Annotated in this window: 20 protein-coding genes; 12 read left to right on the top strand and 8 right to left on the bottom strand. The window is 41.8% G+C overall.

The genetic code is table 11. The features are described from left to right. Positions 1–16: 16 nt before the first annotated feature. Positions 17–1,507: a tryptophan halogenase family protein gene (locus tag QUD85_RS09930; protein ID WP_093328277.1), complete on the top strand. Its 1,491-nt coding sequence runs from the start codon at positions 17–19 to the stop codon at positions 1,505–1,507. A 54-nt stretch (positions 1,508–1,561) separates the two neighbouring features. Here the strand turns inward: QUD85_RS09930 and QUD85_RS09925 are convergent, their stop codons facing one another. Then, positions 1,562–3,310: an alpha-amylase family glycosyl hydrolase gene (locus QUD85_RS09925; RefSeq protein ID WP_093328278.1), complete on the bottom strand. Its 1,749-nt coding sequence runs from the start codon at positions 3,308–3,310 to the stop codon at positions 1,562–1,564. 274 nt (positions 3,311–3,584) lie between these two features. Here QUD85_RS09925 and QUD85_RS09920 point away from each other — a divergent pair, with 274 nt between their 5' ends. Continuing rightward, a complete protein-coding gene (locus QUD85_RS09920; RefSeq protein WP_093328280.1) occupies positions 3,585–5,207 on the top strand; it encodes an alpha-glucosidase family protein in 1,623 nt (540 codons plus the stop codon). Between the two features lie 61 nt (positions 5,208–5,268). Then, positions 5,269–6,720 carry an MFS transporter gene (locus QUD85_RS09915; protein ID WP_093328282.1) on the top strand — a complete coding sequence of 484 codons (1,452 nt, stop codon included), beginning with the start codon at positions 5,269–5,271 and terminating at the stop codon, positions 6,718–6,720. Between the two features lie 242 nt (positions 6,721–6,962). Here QUD85_RS09915 and QUD85_RS09910 read toward each other — a convergent pair whose 3' ends face one another. The 3 genes from QUD85_RS09910 to QUD85_RS09900 form a co-directional block, all read right to left on the bottom strand. Next, a complete protein-coding gene (locus QUD85_RS09910) occupies positions 6,963–7,988 on the bottom strand; it encodes a LacI family DNA-binding transcriptional regulator (protein WP_093328283.1) in 1,026 nt (341 codons plus the stop codon). Positions 7,989–8,272: 284 nt separating this feature from the next. Then, on the bottom strand, positions 8,273–10,303 hold the full coding sequence (locus QUD85_RS09905) for a glycoside hydrolase family 97 protein (protein WP_093328388.1): 2,031 nt from the start codon (positions 10,301–10,303) through the stop codon (positions 8,273–8,275). A 136-nt stretch (positions 10,304–10,439) separates the two neighbouring features. Then, the gene (locus tag QUD85_RS09900) at positions 10,440–11,324 is read right to left on the bottom strand and encodes a LysR family transcriptional regulator (protein WP_093328285.1); all 885 of its coding nucleotides are present in this window, start codon (positions 11,322–11,324) and stop codon (positions 10,440–10,442) included. Between the two features lie 109 nt (positions 11,325–11,433). Between QUD85_RS09900 and QUD85_RS09895 the strand changes: the two genes are divergently transcribed. Further along, on the top strand, positions 11,434–11,973 hold the full coding sequence (locus QUD85_RS09895; protein ID WP_093328286.1) for an NADPH-dependent FMN reductase: 540 nt from the start codon (positions 11,434–11,436) through the stop codon (positions 11,971–11,973). Positions 11,974–11,998: 25 nt separating this feature from the next. On the opposite strand, the gene QUD85_RS09890 is transcribed toward QUD85_RS09895, so the two are convergent. The 4 genes from QUD85_RS09890 to QUD85_RS09875 form a co-directional block, all read right to left on the bottom strand. Then, positions 11,999–12,325 carry a hypothetical protein gene (locus tag QUD85_RS09890; protein WP_143047926.1) on the bottom strand — a complete coding sequence of 109 codons (327 nt, stop codon included), beginning with the start codon at positions 12,323–12,325 and terminating at the stop codon, positions 11,999–12,001. A gap of 156 nt (positions 12,326–12,481) precedes the next feature. After that, positions 12,482–13,267 carry a hypothetical protein gene (locus QUD85_RS09885; RefSeq protein WP_093328289.1) on the bottom strand — a complete coding sequence of 262 codons (786 nt, stop codon included), beginning with the start codon at positions 13,265–13,267 and terminating at the stop codon, positions 12,482–12,484. 103 nt (positions 13,268–13,370) lie between these two features. Continuing rightward, entirely contained in the window at positions 13,371–14,027 is a 657-nt protein-coding gene (locus tag QUD85_RS09880) for a CoA transferase subunit B (RefSeq protein ID WP_093328291.1), read from the bottom strand. Positions 14,028–14,030: 3 nt separating this feature from the next. Beyond that, complete coding sequence (locus QUD85_RS09875) at positions 14,031–14,732, bottom strand: CoA transferase subunit A (RefSeq protein ID WP_093328293.1); 702 nt, start codon at positions 14,730–14,732, stop codon at positions 14,031–14,033. A gap of 170 nt (positions 14,733–14,902) precedes the next feature. Between QUD85_RS09875 and QUD85_RS09870 the strand changes: the two genes are divergently transcribed. The 8 genes from QUD85_RS09870 (at position 14,903) to pepN (ending at position 24,377) form a co-directional block, all read left to right on the top strand. Further along, entirely contained in the window at positions 14,903–15,595 is a 693-nt protein-coding gene (locus QUD85_RS09870) for an SIR2 family NAD-dependent protein deacylase (RefSeq protein ID WP_093328294.1), read from the top strand. Between the two features lie 18 nt (positions 15,596–15,613). Beyond that, on the top strand, positions 15,614–16,666 hold the full coding sequence (locus QUD85_RS09865; protein WP_093328295.1) for an aldose epimerase family protein: 1,053 nt from the start codon (positions 15,614–15,616) through the stop codon (positions 16,664–16,666). 120 nt (positions 16,667–16,786) lie between these two features. Next, complete coding sequence (locus QUD85_RS09860; protein WP_093328296.1) at positions 16,787–17,245, top strand: GAF domain-containing protein; 459 nt, start codon at positions 16,787–16,789, stop codon at positions 17,243–17,245. A 1-nt stretch (position 17,246) separates the two neighbouring features. Beyond that, a complete protein-coding gene (locus QUD85_RS09855; RefSeq protein ID WP_093328298.1) occupies positions 17,247–17,528 on the top strand; it encodes a hypothetical protein in 282 nt (93 codons plus the stop codon). A gap of 19 nt (positions 17,529–17,547) precedes the next feature. Next, entirely contained in the window at positions 17,548–18,192 is a 645-nt protein-coding gene (proQ, locus tag QUD85_RS09850) for an RNA chaperone ProQ (protein ID WP_093328300.1), read from the top strand. 14 nt (positions 18,193–18,206) lie between these two features. Next, a complete protein-coding gene (gene prc, locus QUD85_RS09845; protein ID WP_093328301.1) occupies positions 18,207–20,240 on the top strand; it encodes a carboxy terminal-processing peptidase in 2,034 nt (677 codons plus the stop codon). Between the two features lie 64 nt (positions 20,241–20,304). Continuing rightward, the gene (gene nhaC, locus QUD85_RS09840) at positions 20,305–21,765 is read left to right on the top strand and encodes a Na+/H+ antiporter NhaC (protein ID WP_093328303.1); all 1,461 of its coding nucleotides are present in this window, start codon (positions 20,305–20,307) and stop codon (positions 21,763–21,765) included. A 47-nt stretch (positions 21,766–21,812) separates the two neighbouring features. Continuing rightward, the gene (gene pepN / locus QUD85_RS09835; RefSeq protein WP_093328305.1) at positions 21,813–24,377 is read left to right on the top strand and encodes an aminopeptidase N; all 2,565 of its coding nucleotides are present in this window, start codon (positions 21,813–21,815) and stop codon (positions 24,375–24,377) included. Positions 24,378–24,560: the final 183 nt, after the last annotated feature.

Here is a 24,560-nt window from a genome sequence, read left to right as displayed (position 1 = left end):
CTGAAGTGCAAGGTAAATGAATAAAGATAATGTAAACAAAGTCGTCATCTGTGGTGGTGGTACTGCAGGCTGGATTACTGCTGCGTTGATGGCTAAAGTGCTGGGTAAAACACTTGATATTACGCTCGTTGAATCAGAGCAGATCGGTATTGTAGGTGTTGGTGAAGCCACCATACCACCAATGATTCAGTTTAATCAGGCACTTGGCATCGACGAAAAGACTTTTTTAAAGGCCACAAAGGGCACCATTAAACTCGGGATTGAATTTGATGGTTGGAAAACAGAACAAGACAGTTACATGCATGCCTTTGGTGGTATTGGCAAAAATTTCCCGTTTTGTGATTTTCAGCACTTTTGGGTGAAAGCACACCAACAAGGAATGACCAAAGAACTCGGTGATTTTTCACTTAATTATCAGGCGGCGAAAGAAAACAAATTTGCCCCTTTGCCAAATATTACCGGCACAAACTTGCCAGGCATTCACTATGCTTATCATTTTGATGCTGGCCTGTACGCTATGTTTTTGCGTGAATTTAGCGAAAAACATGGCGTTAAACGCGTAGAAGGTATTATTGATACCGTTGAGCAATGTCAGCAATCAGGACATATTACGGCAATAACGTTAAAAGATGGTACCGACATTCAAGGCGATCTATTTGTTGATTGTACAGGCATGCGCGCTTTGCTTATTGAACAAACGTTAAATACCGGGTTTGAGGACTGGTCGCACTATTTACCGTGTGACAAAGCGATGGCAGTCGCTTGTGAAAGCGTGAGCCCAACAACGCCGTACACCCGTTCTACTGCTCATAGAGCTGGCTGGCAGTGGCGCATACCACTACAACATCGAATTGGTAACGGTATTGTCTATGCAAGCAAACATATGAGCGACGAAGACGCTAAAGCCCTTCTACTGGCGAACCTCGATGGCCAAGCCATAGGTGAACCTCGTGTTATTCCTTTTAAAACCGGGCGCCGCCGTAAACAATGGAACAAGAATGTTGTCAGTATTGGTTTATCGAGTGGCTTTTTGGAGCCATTGGAGTCCACCAGTATTCACTTGATTCAGACGGCTGCAATTAGGTTGTTGAAATTTTTCCCGCACCAAGGCATTAAACAGAGTGAAGTTGATACCTTAAACCAATTGTCTGTATTTGAATTAGAGCGAATCCGCGATTTCATCATTTTGCATTACAAAGTAAATGAGCGTAGTGACAGTGATTTTTGGCAACAGTGCCAGCGCATGGAAATTCCTGAATCTCTAGCTAAGCGCATTACGCTATTTAAAGAGACTGGTAAGATTTATCGGGATGTTGATGAACTGTTCACAGAAGTCGCGTGGCAACAAGTGATGATAGGACAAGGCATTATTCCACAAGACCATCACCCATTGGTCGATGGTTTAACGCAAAAACAAATGGAAGATTTGATTGATAGTTTAAAAACCTTGATTGCGCGTGATGTTGCTAAAATGCCAACACATGATGAATTCTTAAAACAGCTGTAAAAGCCAAAAAAAAAAGCCGGTATTACCGGCTTTTTTTATGATTAAGAATAACTATTAAAGCTTTATTAGCACGAAACTTAACGGCGCCACTGTTACTGACTCTTCCGTGATAGTCGCATTACTTGGGTAAATCACTTCACCGCCACTTACATTGTATGAAAGTGTTTTAGCTTCAGTTGCTGTGTTAAATACAGCTAATACTTTTTCACTACCAGCTGTTCTTGTTACAGCGACTAAACCAGCAGACGCTTCTGTAAACACAACGTCTTGTTTGCCACTACGCAGCGCTTCATATTGTTGATATAAGTCTGCGTATAGCTTTAATTCGATGTAGAACGGATGGGTAGGATCAAAGTTATTGTCCGCTGTCGTTTTATCGGTCGCAATCAGATCGTCGTCATTATAGCTAGGTACTTTCGATGGCATCATGTCTTGTCTCGACATAATGTCATTTCCGTCACCAACAAACCCTTGCTCGTCACCGTAATAAACAACAGGTACACCGCGCATGAAGTAAATCATTGCGTGACCTAAGTTGATGCGCGAGATAACCGCAGCTTCATCATACTGTTGCTTGTCTTTGTTAAGCAGATAAGCAAAACGACCCATGTCGTGGTTACCCGTGAAGGTAAGCAATTGATCCGCATTTTTGTATAAATGATCTTGGTCAAATAGCACTTTAAATGCTTCTGTACCTTTGTTTTCAACAAGGGTTTGATAAATAACTGACTGCAAGCCAAAGTCTAGGACTGACGGCAGTGTACCTTCAGTTGTAAAACGTGCTAGCGCCGCAGGCTCTGGGTCATATACTTCACCAAACATGAAGAAGTTATTGATGCCTTCAGCTTTAGCGTGCGCTTCTAGCGCAGGAATAAACTGTTGCCAAAATTCAATATTAACGTGCTTAACAGTATCGATACGAAAGCCATCAGGCTTAAATTGCGTGATGATGTTTTTATAGATGTCCGTCATGCCTTCAACTACTTCAGGCATTTCAGTATATAAATCATCTAAACCGGCGAAGTCACCATTTAATGAGCTTTCACCTTCCCAGAAGGTGTCGCCTTGGTTGTGATAATACTTAGGATCGTTTAACCATGCTGGTGTTTTTGCTGTTAGGCTACCTTCTGGCACGATCGCTGTGTATTTTTTACCTTCAGCCATTTCTGCTAGTGAAATATAAGGACATTCTTGACCACCTTGTGACCAACCTGAACCATCTTCACCGTGACATTCTGTAAACTTGATAACGTCAGCCGTGTGATTCGTAATGATGTCGAAATAAACCTTCATGTTTTTTGCATGCGCAGCATCAATAAATGCTTTCAAGTCATCATTAGTGCCTAAATGAGGATCGATTTCAGTAAAATCTAGAACCCAATAACCATGGTAACCCGATATTTCACCCTGCTGTGCTTGGTTGCGCAGGATTGGTGTTAACCATATTGCTGTGATACCCATATTCTCAAGGTAATCAAGGTTGTTGATAAGACCTTGCATATCGCCGCCATGGAATGCCTTAGGGTTTTCTGGTTCAAATCCACCACGTGACAACGCGATAGTTTTAGAACCCATATCGTTGTCAGTATCACCGTTATCAAAACGATCTGGCATCACAAAATAGAAAACTTCTTGTTCAATGCCACGCTCTGAATAAGGGGCAAGGTCTTTTGCTAAAACGCTTGCAGTTGGTGCCGCTTGTTCGACTGTTTGTTCTACTTCAGCGGCTTGCTCTGAACACGCAAACAACGAAATAGATAACGCTGCTAACGACAACTGCTTAAACTTTTGTTTTATTGTCATAATAATTGTCTTTCACTTTTAGGGTTGTTTGTACTCAGTTTACTGATATTTAAGCGCAAATTATAAAGTTTACATACGTATGCAAAGGCTACAGGCCCCATAAAACGTATGCATACGTATGCATAATCATTGCAGTATAGCTTACCTCTACTTATCCTAACCTCAGCTAATACCGTAGGTAACAAATATTATAAATGCGTGTACAACGTAACACGCAATGATTAGGCGTAAGCAGTATGTGCGCCACTGTATGAGAGAGCCCCAGGGGGAGTAAATGAGTCAGCTAGAATGGTGGCGTGGAGCAGTCATCTATCAAGTGTATCCGCGTAGTTTTATGGACGCCAATGGTGATGGCGTTGGAGACATTCAAGGCGTTATCGCTAAATTACCTTATATCAAGTCGCTAGGTGTAGATGCGATTTGGTTATCACCGTTTTTCAAATCTCCAATGAAAGATTTTGGTTACGATATCAGTGACTATCGTGACGTAGATCCAATGTTTGGTACTAAAGCTGATTTTGACGAGCTAATGTCTGCAGCAAAAGGCATGGACATTAAAATCGTAATCGACCAAGTATTAAGCCATACCTCAAATGAACACCCTTGGTTTGAAGAGAGCCGCCAAGATCGTACTAACCCTAAAGCTGATTGGTATGTATGGGCTGATGCAAAGCCAGATGGCACACCGCCAAACAACTGGTTATCTATTTTTGGTGGCTGTGGTTGGCAATGGGAGCCACGTCGTCAACAATATTATTTGCATAACTTTTTAACAGAACAGCCTGATTTAAATTTCCACAACGCTGATGTGCGTGAAGCTGTACTAGCTAATGTTGAGTATTGGCTTAAAAAGGGTGTTGATGGTTTTAGACTTGATGCAATTAACTTTTGTTTTCACGATAAGCTATTGCGTGATAACCCTGCTAAAGCACCAGAAGATCGTAAAGGACGTGGTTTCAGTGAAGATAACCCGTACGCGTTCCAATATCACTACTTTAATAATACGCAGCCAGAAAATCTGGCATTTATGGAAGAGATTCGCGCATTAATTAACAAGTATCCGGGCACAACAACCTTAGGCGAAATTTCGACAGAAGATTCACTGAAATCGATGGCGGAATACACGGCAGACAATAAACGTTTGCATATGGCTTACAGCTTTGAATTACTGACTGAAGATTTTAGCCCTGCTTACATTCGCCAAACGGTAGAAGATTTAGAAGCAAACTTAGATCAAGGTTGGCCGTGTTGGGCTATTGGTAACCATGACGTTCAACGTGTAGCGACGCGTTGGGGCAAAAACGCAACAGGCAATCAATTACCTAAAATGCTTAATGCCATGCTTGGTTCATTGCGCGGTAGCCTATGTACCTATCAAGGTGAAGAGCTAGGCCTAGTAGAAGCAGATATTGCATTTGAAGAATTGCAAGACCCATTTGGTATTGCATTCTGGCCAAACTTTAAAGGCAGGGACGGTTGTAGAACGCCAATGCCATGGACAGAAGACCAAGCTCATGCTGGTTTTTCTAAAGCTGATAAAACATGGTTACCTGTATCAAATAAACACAATGGTTTTTCAGTTGCTTCGCAAGAGCATGATGCCGATTCTGTACTTAATGGCTATCGTCAGTTTTATAGCTGGCGTAAACAGTATCCAGCACTAGTTGCAGGCGATATTGAGTTTGTTGATTTAAATGAAAATGTACTTGCGTTTTTCCGCCGTTACAACGGACAAACTATCTTTGTTGCATTTAATTTCTCAGGACAGCCGCAAGCCGTCACATTAGATCAATCAATGCAAGGTGAACTATTGTCTGGACACGGACTTGCACAAGCAAGTGTTTCAGATGGTAACTTAACACTCGATGCGCATGGCGCAGCCTTTGTTCAAATCTAATACAAGCATGTTAAACTACTGCTCAGCATCGCTGGGCAGTTTTTTTATCTAAGGGAAAAAAATGCAAAATAAACCGCAACTTAGCTTTTGGCAAATCTGGAATGTAAGCTTCGGCTTTTTAGGTGTTCAGTTTGGATTTGCGCTGCAAAACGCCAACGTTTCACGTATTTTATCTGACCTTGGTGCAGACCTTCATTCACTCTCTTACTTTTGGATTCTAGCTCCTTTAATGGGCTTAATTGTGCAACCGATTGTAGGTAGTGCATCTGATAGAACATGGAATAGAGTAGGGCGAAGAAAACCTTATATTTTAGGCGGGGCTATAGTTTCAGCTATAGCCATGTTTTTAATGCCTAATGCACCTCTTTTCGTCACCTTCATGATGCCTATGTTATTCGGCATTATGATGTTCGCAATAATGGATGCATCATTTAACGTGTGTTTCCAGCCGTTTCGTGCGTTAGTGTCTGACATGGTACCGGATAAACAACGCAATATTGGTTACTCTGTACAAACCTTGCTAATTAATATTGGCGCTATTTTTGGTTCTATTTTACCGTTTGTGTTAACCAACGTGGTAGGTTTAGAAAATACCGCACAAGCGGGTGAAGTCGCTCCTTCAGTGGTATGGGCGTTCTATATCGGTGGTACAGTGCTACTTGGTAGTGTGCTTTGGACGGTAATTCGCACAAAAGAGTACAAACCAAAAGACTTCTATGCCTATAAAGGCATGGATGCAGAGGAAGTGGCTAAAGAGCAACAACAAAAATTACCACTAGTTAAGCGACTAGCTAACTTTTTTGGATTAATGAAAACCATGCCTGATACGATGAAGCAATTGGCGGTTGTTCAGTTCTTTTCTTGGTTCGCGTTATACGTCATGTGGGTTTATACGAATCCAGCAATTGCGCAACAAATTTGGGGACTAGAAACAAAATGGTTTGATCACGATTACTTGGCTACATTTGAAAAAGTTCCTGAGCATATCGTACAAGCAAAAGGCGCGGCTGGTGATTGGGTAGGTATTTTGTTTGCTGCCTACAGCTTGTTTGCTGCTGTATTCGCTGTATTTTTATCAAAACTTGCTGACAAATTCGGTCGTAAAATGGTTTATGGTCTGTCATTGCTAGCGGGTGCTGTTGGCTATACGAGTTTTGGCTTCTTCGGGCCAAGTGAAGCTGTAGCGGTTAACCTGGGTATTACTTCGGTAACCGTACCACAAGCAGCGGTTTATTTGATTATTCCAATGATTGGTGTCGGTATCGCTTGGGCGGCAATCCTAGCTATGCCTTACGCTATCTTAGCCGGCTCACTGCCAGCAGATAAAACGGGTGTTTATATGGGTATATTCAACTTTACCATTGCAGCGCCTCAGATAGTCTCTGGATTAACAGCTGGCTTAATCTTGTCAACGGTGTTTGACAACGAGGCGGTTAATATCATTATTCTCGCAGGTGTTTGTATGCTTGCTGCGGCGATCGCCGTGATATTTGTAAAAGATAAGACAGAATAAGTTGTATTAGTTAATAAAAAAGGCGACTCGTTAGTCGCCTTTTTTATTAATAGCCTTGAAAACTAAAACCAAGAATTACGAGCTACGAGTTTTGGGCTTCGAGCTCCGTGATATAAAGACTCCACGCCCCTTGTTCCTTTAAGCAAAGCGCACTGCTTTATCACGCCCCTATTTTCGCAATGTTATTGAATCCGTTGACGTTAGCGAAACGCAAATGCATCATCCTCGTGTTCGTATGTCGATTATGCTGCGCCACAAGATTTTCTTACCACCATAGTGGTTGGCATCAATGTAGTGCCTACCATTTCACCGCCTATCATCTTCAGTAGATGATCAACGAGCAACTCTCCAGCTAACGTAGTATCTTGCTTTGCTGTTGTTAGTGGAGGGTATGTATAGCCCGAAATTGGTATATCATCGAAACCTACAACGGCGATATCGTTCGGCACTTTCAAACCATGGTCGTGAATTGCTTTCATTGCACCTATAGCAATCAAGTCACTTGAACCAAATACAGCATCAACTTTAGTATCCGATTCAAGCAGTTCTTTCATTGCTTGATAGCCAGAATCTTCGGTAGATACAGCATCTATTTGCAGTGATTCTGGGTGACCTATTGCGGCATCATCTAACGCGCGGCAGTGACCCAAATATCTATCTTGAAACTCTGGCGCATGCTCAGATGCTTCACCTATAAAGGCGATATGTTGCTTGCCCAATTTTATTAGATGGTTAGTTGCATCATATCCACCCAAAAAGTTATCACAGCCAACCGATACCACAGGTAAATGTTTTACTTCCGAACCCCAGCGAACAAAATGGGTATTTTGCTCTATTAGCTGTTTTAGCTTTTCTTCGTAATCAACGAAATCACCATAGCCCAGTAAAATAATGCCGTCGGCTTTATGAGTATCTTCATAATCGGCATACCAGTCATTCGCCATTTGTTGAAAGGATACAAGTAGGTCATAGCCAGCGTTAGCGCAGGCACGAGTGATACTTCCTAGCATTGCCAGAAAAAATGGATTAATCATTGAATCGTCGTTTGTAGGATCTTCAAACAGCAATAGTGCGATAGTGCCACTTTGTTGGGATCGAAGATTTGACGCGTTTTTATCTACTTTATAATTTAATTCACGCGCAATCGCTTGCACTTTCAGGCGAGTTTCTTCATTGACTAAAGGGCTATTTCTCAATGCCCTAGAAACCGTAGACTGCGATACGCCCGCTTTATACGCTATATCAAACGAGGTAATTTTAGATTTCATTAAATGCTCACAAGTTAGACCATTGCAAGCTAGCTTAGCTCACAATTTATACTCAATTCAAGAGGTGATTTTGCATAAAAAAAACAGCAAGCGTGATATAACCACGCTTTGTTTTTATATTTACAGAGAATTTAGAGGAACACGTTGGCTGACATTTCTTACGCCTTCTGATAATTGGCTGTTGGTGTAGATAAATACACCAACAGCCTCACAATGCAGAAAACAATGATTGCATTGCATCACTCTATGAAGTTATGCATCCAGGCTGCAACGTACAACCAGCCCTAGTCTATAGCAACGAAACGAATAGCAAAGCCACCACTTGTAGCCATATTTAGTGTTAATGTATCGCTTGCTTTTACTATTTTCTCCTCAATCACAATATCGTAAGGCTTATCTATCCAGTTAGCGTTGTCACCATCTCGATAGATTTGCGCTGTATATCGCTTTTCGTTATCTAAGAAGTCTAATGCAACAGAAAGAGAGCGCGCTTTTTCATTGGTTAGCGCACCTAGATACCAATCGTTTGAATGACGATCAGCTCGCGCAATGGCAACAAATTCACCCACTTCACCAGCCACAGCAATACTATCTTTAAAGTCTACAGCTACATCCTTTATAAATTGAAAAGCTGGTAAGTTCGCTTCATAGTTGCGCGGCAGGTCCGATGCCATCTGAATTGGACTGTAAATGACTACATAGAGAGCTAATTGTTTCGCTAATGTCGTTTGCGGTCTGTTTGTATCTGCACCCAGACCGTTAAAGCTCATATCAAATGTGCCAGGGGTAAAGTCCATTGGGCCCGACAGCATACGAGTAAAAGGTAAAATAGCGGCATGAGAAGGAGGGTTTGGCGGTGAACCCCAAGCGTTGTATTCTTGGCCACGAGCACCTTCTCGAGAGATCCAGTTAGGATACGTGCGTCTTAGGCCCGTATCTTTAATCGGTTCGTGGGTGTTAATACTAATGCCATATTTTGCAGCGAGTTTAATGTTGTAAAGGTATTCATTCACCATATACTGACCATCATGCCATTCATAGTGCGCAACACCATTTTCATCAACGCGTTTGATGTTGCCACCGTCTGCGACATAACCCGTCTTGATTTGCTCAACACCGTGCTTTTGATACAACTTGAACGCAGCTTCCATTTGGTTACGATAGTTACTAACATTTCCCGATGTTTCATGGTGGCCGACAAGCTTCACACCGGTCTTTTTCGCATGTGCACCAATGGCATCAATATCGAAATCTGGGTACGCTTGAGTAAATCTAAAGATGTCACCGTTGTGGAACCAATCGCCATCCCAGCCTATGTTCCATCCTTCTACTAGCACGCCTGAAAAACCATGTTTTTGAGCAAAATCCATATATCGTTTTGTCTCAGCAGTGGTTGCACCATGTTTTTCACCGCTGCCCCATGTGTTTTCGTTTATATGCATTCCCCACCAAATACCCATGTATTTGCCAGGGTTCACCCAACTAACGTCGCCAAGTTTGTTTGGTTCATTCAGGTTCAGGATAAGGCTAGAGTTGATCAGTGAAGCGGCATTTTCGCCGATTTGTATCGTGCGCCAAGGCGTATTAAATGCCCCTGTCTTTTTAACGAGAATACCGTCAGACCAAGGTGTCAGATCCGCTTTAAGCATGCCTGAGCGTCCCTGTTTCAGTGTCATACCAGCATAGTCTACCAACGCCGCTTCATGAATACTGACATGTGTACCACTTTTTAATTTGAAGGTAAAAGGTGTATGAACATGACGCGCCTGCTCTAATGTCGATTCTGTATAGATATACTCATATCTATTCCAATCTCTTGCTGGTATCCACCATGCCGCCGCATCATTGGTCTGCTCGACGTTAAATTCGGTAAGTTCATTAGTGATGTTAATTTGCTTCGCTAAACCTTTTTGCTCAGGCACTTCATAACGAAAACCAATGCCATCGTTAAACACCTTAAAGGTTACGCTAAAGGTATTAGTAACATCACGTTCGTGACGAAAAACCACAGTCGTTGCGTTGTGATGATCTCGAATCGTCTGTTTTTCACCCCAAGGTTGCTCCCAAGTCGCGTCATGAGAGCTCGATTGTTGCGAAATGATTTTAAAGTCAGGCCCCATGCGATGGGTGTTTTGATAATCTAAGCCGAGTTTAGAAGGCGCGATAATATCCTCACCTTTAAAGGCTACGCTATAGTTTGCATGTGCATCGTCTGAAATGGTTACCTTGATGTTTTTGTCTGGGGAAAACAACGCGATGTCTTTTGCTTGTGCAACTGTCGACAGACTCAACAAAAGCGATATTGAGGTAATAATTTTATTCATACTGTAGTTCCGCTCTTTGTAATATGTGGTACAAAAAACGCGCGGGCTTTGTGCGTTTTTTACACCTTAATGCGTAGCTATACTATAACTGTCTAAACACTGTTTAATCAGTGGTTTGCATACGTATTCAAGCGGTTTTTTCAGATAAGAAATCAAGTAGTACGCGCAGTTTTGGCGTCATGCTTTGGTGGCTGGGATAAATCGCGTAGTAGGGGACTTCAACCGATGTCCATTGTTCTAATACACGCACTAGTTGTCCTTGTTTGAGTGCGTCTTCACACATATAGCTCGGCAGGATAGCGATACCCGCTGAAGCGATACATAATGTCCGAAGAATAGTCATATCATTAACCGTAGCTACAGGTTTTACTTTAACTTGCTCTTCTTTACCCTTTGCGTTTACAAAGCGCCATTGGTCCGCAATCGATGAATCTCCCATACACAAAGCTTTGTGTTGCGTTAAATCGCTGATATCCGTTAAAGCGCCCGCGCTTGCCAAATACACGGGAGAGGCAACCAATAGCGCGTGACTAGTTGACAGTTTTTTACTGATCAGCGATGAGTCCTCTAAAGCGCCAATTCGAATCGCTAGATCGAACTCTTCTGAAATCAAATCAACGCGTCTGTTGGTAACAATATGCTCAATGGTAATATCGGGGTATCTACTTAGGAACTCTGCCAGATGTGGTGCAACAATGTGTTGCCCAATGGATATTGAGGTACTAATTTTGAGGTGGCCTGTAGGCGTATTTAGCAGTTGATTGACACTGTTCTCCGCTTGCTTAGCTTCATTTACAACTTTTTTGCAGTGTTGAAAATAGATTTTGCCTATTTCCGTGAGCCTGACTGACCGAGTCGTGCGTTCAAGCAATCGCACGCCTAGCGCTAATTCAAGATTAGCCATACGGCGGCTTACTTTAGATTTAGGCATTGACAATTCGTTTGCAGCTTTTGAAATGCCACCAAATTCCGCTACTTTAGCGAATATCACCATGTCATTTAAATCGACCATTTGCGTGTTTTCTATTGTTCTATTTTATGAACAGTGTATTGTTTAAATGCCATCTTGTACATATTAAAAGAACAATTAAAATAGCCTTAAAGCATTTGGAGGAAGTTAGATGAACATTTTAGCGTTTGCAGCAAGTAGCAGTAAAAAATCAATCAATAAATCTTTAGCAGCATATGCAGCATCTCTTGTGGATGGCGCAAATGTCGAGTTACTCGATATCAACGATTATGAAATGCCGCTGTTTAGTCAGGACAGGGAAGAGGAACTAGGCCAACCAGCATTAGCACAGGCGTTTTACAAAAAACTAGGTGAAGCAGATGCCATCGTAATTTCATTTGCAGAGCACAATGGCTCGTACACCGCAGCATACAAAAATTTGTTTGACTGGACGTCACGCATCGATATGAAGGTATATCAAAACAAGCAAGTAATATTGTTGGCAACATCACCTGGCCCAGGTGGCGCTCAAACAGTATTGAACACGGCCAAAACATCAGCACCGTATTTTGGTATGGATGTTAAGGCGAGCTTGTCTATACCAAGCTTTTACGACAACTTTGACTTGGCCACCAATCGTGTCACTAACAGCGACATAGAGAAAGCGCTAAATGATACTATGTCGTCATTACAGCAGACGGCAAAGGCCTAGCGAGTTCTCCGAACATTAAAGGTGCCTAAATTGGCACCTTTTTTATACGAGCTTTAATTCTTTTGAGTGCACTGTTTTGGCGATCGACTAACTGTGCGTTTTTAAACAAGCTACAGTTGAGCGTATCTTGTGCCACATCAATGTAGTTAAACATAACTTCATATCGTATATCACCCACCATAAAGGTATGTATCGAGCGGCGCAGTAAGCAGGGCTTTTGACTGACCAGTACGTGATTAAAATAAACGCTTTCTAACGCTTTTCCTCGACTACTAATAGCGATCACGCAGTCATTGGGCTGGGTAAATCTAAAGGTTAACGCACTAAGCGTATTGTTTTTTAAATGAAACATTATTGAAATCCTTTTCAATTGTTGTAGCAATAACACAGAAGTTAATTGAACTTGCTGTGGCTCTAACACCATCTTTAGCAAGTAATGGCGTTTAAGCTAGGTATAGCAAAAAAGCCAGCAATTGCTGACTTTTTTGGGGTTAAACTTTAACGTTGACTACAACTGATAATTAAATTCGATGCGATGGTCGCCATCGCCAATATCAAGATTAGAGTTCCAGTTAGCAAAATAGCGGACATTAAAAGTAGGCGTAAACTGATAACTTACAACGAATTCGTGTAGCAAGGTACCGCTCTCAGCTATGCCATAGGCATTGTCTTTATACACATCGTCACCAAACAAAGTATGAACATAGAACGGATTGTAGTTTAGCCAAAATTTATCCGTGATCGCGACTTTGCCATACAGGCCAATAAGACCATAGCCACCTTGGTAGCCAAAACCGTCATCAAAACTTCCGTCTTCTTTTAAGTTGTCTTTACCAAATGCGACACCAACGCCAGCCAAAGGGTAGATGTTGACGGGCCCCATTTTTGGGAGCGCTTGAATAAACGACCAAGAAGCATCACCATGCTCTTGAGAAATGGCATTTGGATCGAAAAAGTAGTTAACGTCAATTTGAGAACCACGGCCATTTTCTAAATTAACGGAAAAATGTCGATAGCGTAAACTGTCAATGGAGTTATCTACTATAAACGAATCACTCCAACCTAAGGTATCACCTAATAATCCTTTTACTTCGATTAAATGCATCGCCGCCGTTGTATCAGAGCCAGTATCATAGGCTCTACCTACTTTAAAGTTTAATCCTTTGTCGGTGTAGCCTGCGCCAGCCTGTGTATAAACAGCAAGCGGGTCTGACATATCTTGCACTTCTTTCTCTTGTGCTATTGCAATAACAGGCAAAAACAACAAAGACGTTACAACCGTATTTACTTTCATCGCATACCTCAATCATTAACAGTACGTTAACAATATTAAAGGGCTGAAGTAACTTTGCAAGTAAAACAACAAGATAAAAAAAAGCGCCTATCGGCGCTTTTTTTTAAAATTGCATTTCAGGGACGTTATCTGGAACCACGAGTTCCCCGGCCGTTAACGAATGTATTGTTTCGACGCTCACCCCTGGCGCGCGCTCTTTGAGATGAAACTTACCATCTTCAATTTCAATATACGCCAGATCAGTCACTACTTTTTTGATACAACCAGCGCCTGTTAGAGGTAGAGTACACTCACTTAATAGCTTTGACTCACCGTGCTTACTTGCGTGGGTCATGGTGACAATAATGTTATCTGCACCAGCTACTAAGTCCATTGCACCGCCCATACCTTTGACTAGCTTGCCAGGAATCATCCATGACGCGATGTTGCCTTGAACATCTATTTCAAATGCGCCAAGTACGGTTAAATCAACGTGACCACCACGGATCATAGCGAAACTTTCTGCAGAAGAAAATATAGAAGCACCGTCAATTGCAGTAACTGTTTGTTTTCCTGCATTTATCATGTCTGCATCGATTTCATCTTCTGTAGGGAATGGCCCCATACCTAGTAAACCATTTTCAGATTGCAGCATTACTTCCATGCCGTCAGGCACGAAATTAGCGACTAAGGTAGGAATACCAATGCCTAGGTTGACGTAGTATCCGTCTTGTAATTCTTGTGCAACGCGCTGCGCTATTTGCTCTCTCGACAATGCCATGTGCTAGCCCTCTCTCGTTGTACGTTGCTCAATGCGTTTTTCAAAAGTACCTTGAATGACGCGATTAACATAAATGCCTGGTGTATGAATTTGTGTCGGATCGAGCTCGCCCGGTTCAACAATTTCTTCAACTTCTGCAACTGTTATTTTTCCAGCTGTCGCGGCACAAGGGTTAAAATTTTGTGCAGTATGACGAAACACTAAATTTCCGTATTTATCGGCTTTCCACGCTTTTACAATAGCAAAATCGCCAGTGATACTTTCTTCTAGAATGTATTGACGACCGTTAAATGTTTTAACTTCTTTGCCATCACCGACTGATGTGCCAAAGCCTGTAGCTGTGTAAAACGCTGGAATGCCAGCACCACCGGCTCGCATCTTTTCAGCTAGGGTACCTTGCGGTGTTAATTCAACTTCTAACTCACCACTTAACAGTTGGTCTTCAAACATTTTGTTTTCGCCAACGTAAGACGCGATCATCTTTTTAATTTGTTTGTCGCGTAGCAAAACGCCCAAACCAAAGTTATCGATACCACAATTGTTAGAGACAACAGTTAGACCAGTAACGCCAGATTTTTCTATTTGATTGATCAGATTTTCCGGGATACCGCATAGCCCAAAACCACCAGCTATGATCGTCATATTGTCTTCTAAGCCAGCCATAGCCTCTTCATAGCTATGGACGACTTTATTAAATCCTGACATTTATAGTCTCCTTTTAAGCAGGAATGCTTGTTGTTTTAATCAGGGTAGCGAATCAAGGATCGTTTAATCAATACTACCTTTGTTCACTTAACGTAAATCAGTGTAAAGCATGGCTAACAGTATTGCCTTCTGATAAAGTGAACATCAAAAAATAAATAGCAACGAAATCAATGAATATAGCGGTATTGTCAGGCGCAGGTATGAGCGCTGAAAGTGGATTGAAAACCTTTCGAGATGCTGATGGCCTGTGGGAAGGGCACGACGTTATGGAAGTGGCTTCAATCGACGGCTGGTTGGCAAACCCAGCTTTGGTGCTGGAGTTTTATAACCAAAGACGCCGCCAACTTAAGACTGTAATACCCAACGATGGCCACGAAGCTTTAGCGAAGCTCGCACAATTTTTTACTGTCAATATCATTACCCAAAATGTCGATGACTTGCATGAACGTGCAGGCTCTAGCGACGTGGTGCATTTACATGGCGAATTACTGTTGGCGCAAAGCAGTATCGACGAAAATTGCATTTATCCGTGCCATGACGACATCAAAATAGGCGACCTCTGTGAATACAAAAGCCAATTGAGGCCAGCAATCGTTTGGTTTGGAGAGGCTGTGCCTAAAATGGAAGATGCCGCATTGAAAGTAGCGCAAGCGGATATACTTATCGTGGTAGGTACTTCATTACAAGTTTATCCGGCAGCAGGGCTGGTAAATGTAGCATCACGGGCAAAACAAATTTATTATATTGACCCTAAACCAGACGCATTGCATGCGTTTGACCACTCAGACCAAATCACTGTTATACAAGATTCTGCGGCTAAAGGGCTGCCAAAACTCGTAGAGCAACTGATAAATCAAGCATAGTGTAAGGAAATTCGCTAAATGAAACCTATTGTGATTTCACCTTTTGGTACCATGGCAAATGGTGAACAGGTAATGCAGTATTGCCTAGAAAATAATATCGGCAGTAAGGTCACTATATTGTCCCTTGGCGGCATTATTCAATCGCTGTATTTACCTAACAGAGAAGGTCAGCACGATGATGTCGTCCTCGGTTTTGATAATGTCGCGCAGTACGAAAATGAAAGTCCTTATTTTGGTTGTATTGTTGGCCGTTTTGCTAACCGCATAGCAAATGGGGAATTTGAACTAGAAGGGAAGAAGTATCAACTGGCGAAAAACAACGGGCCCAATAATCTACATGGTGGTCCGCAAGGATTTGAAAGTCGCCTTTGGCAAGTAGAAGTCATTAACGATGGGCATATTACCATGTCGTTAGTCAGTCCTGATGGCGATCAAGGATTCCCAGGGACCATGGTGGTTACCGTTGATTATAAATTTAGTGAAGACAATCAGCTGATGGTGCGTTATCACGCAACCTGCGATCAGCAAAGTATTGTGAATTTAACACAGCATAGCTATTTCAATTTGGCTGGGCACAATCAATCAGATGTTTTAGCGCATCAGTTGCAGTTGAAAGCGTCTCATATCACAGAAGTTAATGAGCATTTAATTCCAACAGGGAAATTACGCCCTGTAAAAGATACGCCGTTTGATTTTATGTCGTTTAAGCCGTTAGCTAGAGATATCGATGCTGACGATGATCAAATTCGCTTAGGTGGTGGCTATGATCACAACTGGGTGTTTGACACCACTGGGCAACCGTTTTCTGCGCCATTGGCTCAATTATTCGACGAACATTCAGGTAGAGCAATGTCGGTTTATACCGATCAACCTGGCGTTCAAGTATACACCGCTAATTTTCTTGACGATTTAAAAGGTAAGAAAAACGCGCAATATAAGCCTAGGCAGGCGGTTTGCTTAGAGACACAGCATTTTCCAGACGCGATTAATCAGCCTGAATTTCCAAGTGTTGTAATATCGCCGAACAAACCGTTTACAACCACAACTATATTTGCGTTTTCAATAAGTTAAGGCTACAAAGGAATGAGGCAGACTAAAAAAGTGCATGACTTCGACAATAATTGCTTTTATTCCGCAGCACTTACAGGTATGTTATGCCCTTTTTGAGCCTTAAGGCGATAGTGAACGTAAATGTCTAAAGAATCATTTTACCAAACGCTGAATGAACAAGTTTCAGCTATAATTGCTGGTGAAACAGATGTTATCGCAAATATGGCAAATATTAGCGCATTGTTGTTCGAGCAATTGACTGATATAAACTGGGTTGGTTTTTATCGCACAGCAGAATCAGGACTTGTACTTGGTCCTTTCCAAGGGAAAGTAGCCTGTATAAGGATACCTTACGGTAAAGGTGTGTGTGGTACCGCTTTATCGACTGCAACGACGCAGCGTATTGCCGATGTACACGCTTTTGACGGTCACATTGCTTGCGATGCAGCAAGTAATTCGGAAATCGTTGTGCCAGTGATGCAAGACGGAAAAGTGATTGCAGTGTTGGACATCGACAGCCCACAATTTGAACGATTTGACGCTGACGATCAAACAGGGTTGGAAGCACTCGTTAAAGTATTAGAAAACAATCTAAACTAAGATGAAAGAATTCGTTGTAATCCATGATTACCTAGTTTCCGCTGAAGTCGTAGGTGATTGGGATGAGCAAGAAGATTTAGCTGCCGAACGTATTAATGAGATTTATCACACGTTATATGATTTAGCAGAAGAAGATATACCCACCGAGCAACTAACAGGTTTGTTAGGGTTAGTGTGGGACAATTGGATTGGCCAAGAAACGTTAGTAGAGCTTGAGTCAGAAGATATTTATGACTGGTGTCGACATGTATTGGAAAACAGAGACCAGTATTTAGACACTTAAAATTAGTAAAGTAGTATTTATGGAAACTGAAATTAAAAAAGTAACCACTAAGGAAATTATTAGCTATTTAGCGGAAAAATTTCCTGCATGTTTTTCTGTTGAAGGACCAGCAAAACCATTAAAAGTTGGTATTTTTCAAGATCTAGCGGAGCAACTTGCTGAAGATGAACAAGTAAGCAAAACACGTTTACGCCAAGCATTGCGTCATTACACTAGTAGCTGGCGTTACCTAAAGTCAGTTAAGGCTGGTGCGTTTCGCGTTGATCTAGCGGGCGAGCAGGTTGCGGAAATTGATAAAGAGCAAGCAGATTACGCGGCCAAGACGCTAAAAGAAAGCCAAGAAAAATTTGGTAACAAAAAATCAGACGATTCTCAGGCGAAAAAATCGTATAAAGGAACTAAAGTTAGTGATAAGCGGTCTGATAAAAATAAGCAGAACGCTAAATTTAAATCAGTTAAATCACCTAAACGTGGTCCTAAAAAGCCTGTCGAACCGTTAAAACCAGTAGAGTCGGACGCATTAAAAGTAGGTACTCAAGTGAGAGTTAAAGTCGGCAATAGCCCGATGCCTGCCGTTATCACCGAAATTGCTGGTAGCGACATTAGTGTCCAGTTAACGTCTGGTATGATTGTTAAGACGCAGTTAGAACACATCTTTTTGTAATATGGAGTAGTCGTATGTTGAAATTTGCACGCATCGCATTCACGGTATCTGTCACCTTTGCATTGTTAAATCCACTTTCCTTTGCAAGCGAATCTGAGCCTGAAGAATTGCCGGTGTTGATGCCTGAACCTCAACATGCGACTGCCAGTAAACGAATTACTGCTCAATTCACACGAGCGCACTATAAAAAAGTTAAAATTGATGAAGAGCTGTCGAATGAAGTGTTCGACCGATACATCAAACAATTAGATTATTCGCGCATTGTCTTTCTAGCGTCTGATATTGAAGCGCTTCAAAAATACCGTCCTGATTTCGAAAAAGTCATCGCACGTGGTCGATTAGATGCGGCCTACGAGATTTTCAATTTAAACATGCAACGACGCCTAGAGCGTTATGAGTTTGCGCTGACCCAACTTGATAAACCATTCGATTTTACTAAGCAAGAAAACTACGTCTTTGATCGTGAAGATGCGCCTTGGGCGAAAGACAAAGCAGAGTTAGATGAATTATGGCGTTTGAAAGTCAAGTATGACGCACTTAATTTAACCTTGGCAGACAAAGAATGGGACAAGGTAAAAGAAACGCTAACCAAACGCTACAACTACGCCATCAAACGTTTAAAGCAAAGTGAAAGCGAAGATGTTTTTCAAATTGTGATGAACAGCTTTGCTCGCGTTGTCGAACCACACACCTCTTATTTATCGCCACGTAATGCAGAACGCTTTCAAATGGACATGAATTTGTCATTGGAAGGTATAGGTGCTGTGTTGCGTGCAGAGGAAGACTACACTGTGATTCAAAGCGTAGTAACTGGCGGACCAGCGGACAAATCTAAAGCGTTGAAGCCAAAAGATCGCATTGTTGGTGTTGCACAAGGTGACGAAAAGTTTGAGGACGTTGTTGGCTGGCGTTTAGACGACGTAGTAGATCTAATTAAAGGACCTAAAGGCAGCACGGTGCGATTGCAAGTGCTACCAGGTGGCGCGGACGGCAGTGATAGCATTAAAGTTGTTACTATGGTGCGCGAAAAAATTAAGCTAGAAGATCGCGCGGCTAAGTCTGAAATATACTACCAAGTGCCTGGTGATGAAACTAGCAAGAAACTAGGTGTGATCACCATTCCAAGTTTCTACAACAATTTGTCTAATGATGTTAAGAAAGAATTAGCCAAATTAGCTGAAGCCGAAGTTGAAGGCGTTATTGTAGATTTACGCGGCAATGGCGGCGGTTCATTATCAGAAGCTACGTTATTAACAGGTCTATTTATCGAAAAAGGTCCCGTTGTTCAGGTTAGAAACCAAGCAAACCGTGTTTCAGTGAACAGTGACAATGACGGTATCAGTTACTACCAAGGCCCATTAACAGTAATGGTAGACAGATATAGCGCGTCTGCATCAGAAATATTCTCTGCAGCGATACAAGATTATGGTAGAGGCATCATTATTGGCGAACATACCTTTGGTAAAGGCACAGTGCAGCAGCATAGAGGCTTAGGTCGTGTTTACGATATGTATGAAAATCCGCTAGGAAGTATTCAATACACTATTGCCAAATTCTATCGCATTAATGGCGGCAGCACGCAACATCGAGGCGTGTTGCCGGATATTGAGTTTCCGACAGCCATTGACCCAGAAGATTGGGGCGAGAGTAAAGAAGAAAATGCATTGCCATGGGATCAGATAGCCAAAGCACCTTACAAGCGTTTACATGACTTAAGTGACGAAATTGTTTACTTAAACAATAACTACAAAGCACGTGTAAAAGATAACCCTGAATTTAATTACATGCTTGAAGATATTGCTGAGTACAAGGCAGAAAAAGACGATAAATCTATTTCGCTGAACTTAGCAGAGCGCAAATCGAAGAAAGAAGAGCGTAAAACAAAACAATTGGCTCGAGCCAATGAACGTTTAGCTAAAATGGGCAAAGAGCCTGTGAAAACACTAGAAGACTTGCCTGAAGAATTAGACGAGTTAGATCCATTTTTAGACGAAACCGCTCGAATTACCTTTGATTTAGTTGAATTCGATAAAGTTGCTAAGCAATAATAGTAACATCTCAAAGAAAGCCGCTGCTTTAGCGGCTTTTTCATAACAAGAAAACTAGAACACAATGACAGACAAACAAGCAACTAACGCATCGGGACCTTCGATGCTTGACGCACTGATACCTTTAGTGTCGTTAATTATTCTTTTATTCTTTTCCTTTCAACTCTTTGGTGACAATTCATCATATGGCCCAAACCAGATAGCGCTTTTATGTTCTATGGGCGTAGCTGTGCTGATTGGTCTTAAAAACGGTTATCAGTGGCATGAGATGGAGAAGGCCATCGTTAAAGGGATTTCATTGTCGCTAGGCGCGGTCATGATTCTATTGGCGGTTGGTTCACTTATTGGTACTTGGCTATTGTCAGGTACTGTACCAACGATGATTTATTATGGATTACAAATCATCAACCCTGCTTGGTTTTACGCTGCTGCGTGTTTAGTTTGTGGTATTGTCGCTATGAGTATAGGCAGTTCTTGGACGACTGCAGCGACAATTGGTGTTGCTTTCATCGGCATTGCTGGTGGTTTTGATATGTCGCCTGCAATTACGGCAGGTGCTGTAATTTCCGGCGCCTACTTTGGCGACAAGTTATCGCCGTTGTCTGAAACCACAAACTTGGCGCCAGCGGTAGCCGGCAGCGAGTTGTTTTCGCACATTCGTTACATGCTATGGACAACGGTACCTTCTATATTAATCGCATTAGTACTGTTTTTGATTTTAGGTCTAAGTGAAAATGCTGATATGGCAGGTAATTCTGAGCGCATTGAAGTACTCACTAAAACGCTACAAGAAACATATCACATTAGCGTATTAAACCTTCTACCATTGGCGATGTTGCTATTTTTAGCCTACAAAAAAATGCCTGCCTTTCCTGCCGTTTTCATTGGCGCACTAGTTGGCGCTGTTTGGGCGGTAATTTTCCAACAGGATCTAATTGCACAATTAGCTAGCGACGGTTTGTCAGGCGTTACTGCAACGGCAACTGTGGTTTGGACTGCATTATTCGACGGCATTAAAATTGCATCTGACAATGCCGAGATTAATGACTTACTTAGCCGTGGCGGTATGTCGAGCATGCTTAATACCATCTGGCTTGTTATTTCGGCATTAAGTTTTGGCGCAGTTCTAGAGCATCTAGGTATGCTGCGTAAAATAGTAGAGTCAATTTTGTCTTCTGTTAAATCTGTAGGCGGATTAATAGCAAGTACTGTTGCTACCTGTTTTGGTACAAACTTAGTGACAGCCGACCAATATATGGCGATTGTTATGCCAGGTCGTATGTATCGACAAGCTTATAAAGATAGAAATTTAGATCCACTGGTATTGAGTCGAACGCTTGAAGATTCCGGCACGATTACGTCACCGTTAATTCCATGGAATAGTTGTGGTGCCTTTATGATAGGTGCAATGGCACTTGGGTCATACGAGTATATTTTCTATTGCTTCTTTAACCTGATTAATCCTTTTGTAGCCATCCTTTATGGTTTCATTGGCTTTAACATTAAAAAGCTTTCAACGAATTAATTTTTACAAGCCAGCAAATGCTGGCTTTTTAATGCAGGACACCTTTTATGGCAGAGTTTCAACCGCGATTTTTATCAGATTATCAATCACCCGCATTCACCATTAAAAAAGTCGATTTAACTTTTGACCTATATGACAACGATACCCTTGTTACCGCCATTATGCAGGTATCACGAATAGACAAATCATCAAAGCAATTGCGTTTAGATGGCGAGCATTTAACATTAGTTTCCGTTGCTATCGATGGGCAATTACTGGCGGCTGACCAATATCAATTAGATGATTCTAGCTTAACCTTATCTATTGAACAGGACGATTTTACGTTAGAAATTGAGACCAAGATTGACCCAGAAAACAATACAGCGCTTGAAGGGCTGTATAAATCTGGTGGCGCTTTTTGCACCCAGTGCGAAGCAGAAGGGTTTCGCCGTATTACCTATTTTCTCGACAGACCGGATGTGCTAGCTGAGTATACAACTACAGTAATTGCTGACGAAAATGTGTACCCGTACCTTTTGGCTAATGGCAATAAGATAGCTGAGAGCTCTGTTGAAAATGGTCGCCATAGTGTGACATGGCATGATCCGTTCCCTAAACCAAGTTATTTGTTCGCGCTTGTTGCTGGAGATTTTGACTTACTTTCGGATACTTATAAAACCGCAAGCGGTAGACAAGTTGCGTTAGAGATATTTGTGGACAAAGGTAATATTGAAAAAGCGCATCATGCGATGGCGAGCTTGAAAAAATCGATGGCTTGGGATGAGCAAACCTATAACCTAGAATACGATCTTGATATCTACATGATTGTCGCTGTTGATTTCTTTAACATGGGCGCGATGGAGAACAAAGGCCTTAATGTGTTCAACAGTAAATTTGTTTTGGCTGACAACGCTACAGCAACCGATACTGACTTTTTCAATGTTGAGGCGGTAATTGCCCACGAGTATTTTCATAACTGGACCGGTAACCGAGTAACCTGTCGCGATTGGTTTCAATTGAGTCTTAAAGAGGGGCTTACGGTATTTAGAGATCAGTCTTTTTCTGCTGATATGCATTCAAAAGCAGTATGTCGAATCCAAAATGTACGTTTGCTTCGCCGGATGCAATTTCCTGAAGACGCTTCTCCAATGGCTCACCCTATACGTCCAGAAAAAGTGGTTGAAATGAATAATTTTTACACCATGACTGTATATGAAAAGGGTGCGGAAGTAATTCGTATGCTGCATCGAATTGTGGGAGATGATGGCTTTAAAAAAGGTATGGCGCTTTACTTCGAGCGTCACGATGGCCACGCAGTAACGTGCGATGATTTTGTCGATGCAATGGCTGATGCATCACAGGTTGATTTGTCACAGTTTAAAGTTTGGTACGAGCAGGCAGGTACACCAACAGTTAAGGTTGAAAAGCAGTTTGATCAAGCCAAGAATGAATTAACGCTTCACGTTTCTCAGCACCACCCAGATTTACCAGTAAATAAAACAACGAAAGATTTACTCATTCCTATTGCTATTGAACTTATAACGCAAGCGGGAAGTCAGTCGCACCTACTTACGCTCAGCCAAGCGCAACAAACGTTCACGTTTAAGCACTTAGAAAACGAGCCTGTCGTCGCATTGTTTACTGATTTTTCTGCGCCAGTAAAAGTAGAATTTGAACAAACAGACCAAGCATTAAATACCATTATTACTGATGCAAAAGACGAATTTAGCCGCTGGGATGCTTGCCAAAGTCTATTTATGCGAGAAATCTTTGCTCTGATTAATGCTCCTTCAAAAGCTGTCTCAGCAACATTATTGGCGACAGTTAGTTCTATCTTGAACAGCGAGGGTGACAATGCGCTAAAAGCAGAAATGCTAACTTTACCAAGCTTTGATGAGATCGCAGAGCTTTGCGATAGTGTTGAGCCACAAGCTATTTGCCGAGCGGTCGAAACCTTGAAACAGACTATTGCTGGTGAGTTAGCTAGCGAATTTAAGCAGGTATTTACGTCAAATCAGCAAACAACTTATAGCAAGGATGCAAAATCTATTGCCAATCGAGCATTGAAAAATGTTTGTCTAAACTACATGGCACGTTCAGAGCAGTACGCATCGATGGTAAGCAAGCAATACTATGAAGCTGATAATATGACCGATGGCATTGCTGCATTTTCAACAGCAGTAATCGCTAACTTGCCTGATTTATCTGCTATTAGTGAACACTTTGCTAATAAGTGGAAAGATACGACTTTGGTTATGGATAAATGGTATTCAGTTATGGCTCAGCAGCAACAAGATACCTTTACCAAGCTACAGGCTTTGCTCGATTCAGAGTCTTTTACCTTGCACAACCCTAACAGAGCACGCTCGCTAATCGGGGCGTTTGCTATGAATAACCCACAACATTTTCATTGTGAAAGTGGCCAAGGTTATAGATTTTTGGCAGATAGAGTGATTGAGCTAAATGCTATAAACCCGCAGGTTGCTGCTCGCTTGATTACACCATTAATTCAATTTGGTCGTTTTGATCAAGCTACACAGCAAAAAATGAAGCGTGAAATTAGCCGTATTGCTAGTATTGACAAGCTAGCACGAGACCTTAAAGAAAAAGTCAGTGCTGCGCTTTCAAGCTAATGTTATGGGCTAACTTATTGAAGCAATTCAACAATTGCAACAGTTGTGTTAGCCCAGTACATTTTTATAACGAATATGAATAATGATTATTAACCCTGCTTTAGAGTTTTAACTTTAAACAGTGGTCAGACCATGGCACACTATTTATTGTGTTTATCGATTCATTGCTAGCACCCATAATTA

Source organism: Thalassotalea agarivorans (assembly GCF_030295955.1).
Classification (GTDB): domain Bacteria; phylum Pseudomonadota; class Gammaproteobacteria; order Enterobacterales; family Alteromonadaceae; genus Thalassotalea_D; species Thalassotalea_D agarivorans.
Note: the sequence above shows the minus strand (reverse complement) of the source record. Positions and strands in the feature narration are given on the sequence as shown.